At 65.0% G+C, this 2,149-nt stretch carries 2 protein-coding genes; both read left to right on the top strand.

Annotated elements, in window-relative coordinates:
* Positions 1-1,355: FtsX-like permease family protein (locus IV091_RS10150; RefSeq protein WP_366806994.1), on the top strand; the 1,355-nt coding region annotated here is incomplete at its 5' end.
* Between the two features lie 16 nt (positions 1,356-1,371).
* On the top strand, positions 1,372-1,803 hold the full coding sequence (locus IV091_RS10145; protein WP_293468273.1) for a group II truncated hemoglobin: 432 nt from the start codon (positions 1,372-1,374) through the stop codon (positions 1,801-1,803).
* The last annotated feature ends 346 nt before the right edge of the window (positions 1,804-2,149 follow it).

Genomic DNA, 2,149 nt, shown 5'->3' with positions numbered 1-2,149 from the left:
TGGCCGTGCTGGGGCTGGGCATGCTGGGCTTTGCCGCCTTGCTGGTGGCTGCCAGCAACGACCTGAAGCTGGGCTTGATTGCCGTCGGCGGATTTGTCGGCGCCGTGGGGGTGTTTGCCGCCGCCAGCTTTGGCGCCGTCAAGCTGCTGCGGGCCAGCGTCAATGAAGCCACCGCGCCGCGCTGGCTGGTGCTGGCTACGCGGCAGTTGTCGGCCCGCCCGGTCTATGCGGTGGTGCAGATCAGCGCGCTCGCCGTGGGCCTGCTGGCGCTGATGCTGCTGGTGCTGCTGCGCACCGACCTGATCAGCAGCTGGCGCCAGGCCACGCCGGCCGATGCGCCCAACCGATTCGTCATCAACGTTCAGCCGGATCAGGGCGACGCCTTTCAGAAGGCCTTGCGCGCAGGCGGCGTGACCCAATTTGACTGGTATCCGATGATTCGCGGCCGCCTCGTCGCCATCAATGGCAAAGCCGTGACCCCTGACGACTTTGAAGGCGACCGCCCCAAGCGACTGCTGGACCGCGACTTCAACCTGTCCAACAGCGAGCAGCCGCCCAGCCACAACCAGGTCGTGGCGGGACGCTGGACGCCGGGTGAAAAAGACGCCGTCAGCGTGGAGGAAGGCCTGGCCGAGACGCTGGGCCTCAAACTCGGCGACCGCCTGCGCTTTGACATGGCCGGCCAGCTCAGCGACGCCACCATCACCAGCCTGCGCAAGGTGGACTGGAGTTCCATGCACGTCAACTTTTTTGTGATGTACCCGGTGGCCCAACTGGCTGATGTGCCGGTGACCTACATCAGCGCGTTTCGCGCGCCCGAGCCCGTGCCGGTGTCCGGTGCGGCCGTGGCCGACGGCCAGCCCCGGCCGCAAAGTTTTGACAACCAGCTGGTCAGGGCCTTTCCCAACATCACCAACGTCGACATGAGCAGCACCCTGAACCAGGTGCAGCGCGTGCTCGACCAGGTGATCCGGGCGGTCGAATTCTTGTTCGGCTTCACGCTGGCGGCCGGCCTGGTCGTGCTGTTTGCGGCCATCACGGCCACGCGTGAAGAGCGCGCCCGCGACTTCGCCATCATGCGCGCCGTCGGCGCCCGGGCCTCGCTGCTGCGCCAGGTGCAGCGCGCCGAACTGGTCGGTGTCGGGCTGCTGGCGGGTTTCCTGGCCTCGGTGGTGGCGCTGGCCGTGGGCTGGGGTCTGGCGCGCTATGTGTTTGGGTTCAACTGGACCGGTTCCTGGACCGTACCGATTTTGGGCAGCCTGGCCGGCGCCGTGTTGGCGCTGGCCGCCGGCTGGTGGGGGCTGCGCTCGGTGCTGAACACGCCGGTGGTCGAAACGCTGCGCAAAGCACAATAGATATTTTTGAAAATTTATGCCACTCGAAGAAAAATCGGACCCAGCGACGCCATTTGAAACCCCGTTTGCCTGGATAGGCGGCGAAGCGCGCGTCAAGGCGCTGGTGGAGCGCTTCTACGACCTGATGGACCTGGAGCCTGCCTATGCGGCCCTGCGCGCCGCACACGGCAGTACGCTCGACAACGCCCGGGAACGCCTGTTCTGGTTTTTATGCGGCTGGCTGGGCGGCCCGCAGCACTACACCGAGCGCTTCGGCCACCCCCGGCTGCGCCAGCGCCACCTGCCGCAACACACCGGCGGCGGCACCATCGGCATCAAGGAGCGTGACCAGTGGCTAGCCTGCATGGACCAGGCCATGAGGGAGACCGGCGTGGACGACGCCCTGCGCGCCCGGCTCAATGCCTCGTTTTTTCAGACGGCGGACTGGATGCGCAACCGGGGCGAGTAAAACCCGGCAGTTTTTTGCGCTTGTCTGCCATCGAATATCCAGCGGATAGCGCTCGCCGAGATGGAGGTCGGGACGCTTTCAGCGTTAATTTCAGCGTCAAATATGCCTCCGGCGCAACAAGCAAAAGCGCAGTATGCTATGAAATATGTAGCAAATTTTCGTTGATTCGACCTTCGGCACTGAATCCACCGGGCCGAGGTTTTTTCGACGGTCGCCGATCAGGCGCTAGCCGCTTTGGCCTGCACCACCTTCAGCGGCGGCGTGCCCGGCTTGAACAGGGATGTCAACTGCTTGCGCAGTTCTGGCGAGTCGGTGTGGCCATGCACAGCGACGGCATGTTGCACGG

The sequence above is a fragment of the Polaromonas sp. genome (assembly GCF_018780625.1).
In the GTDB taxonomy this organism is placed as follows: Bacteria; Pseudomonadota; Gammaproteobacteria; order Burkholderiales; family Burkholderiaceae_C; genus Polaromonas.
Note: the sequence above shows the minus strand (reverse complement) of the source record. Positions and strands in the feature narration are given on the sequence as shown.

What these genes read in the sequence shown, in the direction of transcription:
- IV091_RS10145 (WP_293468273.1), top strand. Translation starts at nt 1,372, where the DNA reads ATGCCACTCGAAGAAAAATCGGACCCAGCGACGCCATTTGAAACCCCG.